General features: G+C 44.0%; 1 protein-coding gene. It reads left to right on the top strand.

Going from position 1 to position 773, the window contains the following annotated elements:
* The coding region (locus AWW73_RS11390; protein WP_062849699.1) for an elongation factor Tu at window positions 1–773 on the top strand (773 nt) is incomplete at both ends.

Genomic DNA, 773 nt, shown 5'->3' with positions numbered 1-773 from the left:
AAGTTTGAACGTAATAAGCCACACGTAAACGTGGGCACAATCGGTCACGTTGACCATGGTAAAACAACTTTAACTGCTGCGATTGCAACTATTTGTGCAAAAACTTACGGCGGTGAAGCGAAAGATTACTCACAAATCGACTCAGCACCTGAAGAAAAAGCACGTGGTATTACAATTAATACTTCACACGTAGAATACGATTCTCCAATTCGTCACTACGCGCACGTTGACTGCCCGGGCCACGCCGATTACGTTAAAAACATGATTACTGGTGCTGCTCAGATGGACGGCGCGATCCTTGTGTGTGCTGCGACTGACGGTCCAATGCCACAAACTCGTGAACACATCCTTCTTTCTCGTCAGGTTGGTGTACCTTACATCATCGTATTCTTGAACAAGTGTGACCTTGTTGATGATGAAGAATTACTTGAATTAGTAGAAATGGAAGTTCGTGAACTTCTTTCTACTTATGACTTCCCAGGTGATGACACTCCAGTTATCCGTGGTTCTGCGCTTAAAGCGTTGGAAGGCGATGCTGGTCAATATGGTGAGTCTTCAGTTCTTGCTCTTGTTGAAGCGCTTGACTCTTACATCCCAGAACCAGAACGTGCTATCGACAAAGCATTCTTAATGCCAATCGAAGACGTATTCTCAATTTCTGGTCGTGGTACTGTAGTAACAGGCCGTGTAGAAGCTGGTATCGTTAAAGTTGGTGAAGAAGTAGAGATCGTTGGTATTAAAGATACAGTTAAAACAACTGTAACTGGCGTAGA

Origin of the sequence: Acinetobacter lactucae (genome assembly GCF_001605885.1) — a bacterium.
GTDB lineage: Bacteria > Pseudomonadota > Gammaproteobacteria > Pseudomonadales > Moraxellaceae > Acinetobacter > Acinetobacter lactucae.
Note: the sequence above shows the minus strand (reverse complement) of the source record. Positions and strands in the feature narration are given on the sequence as shown.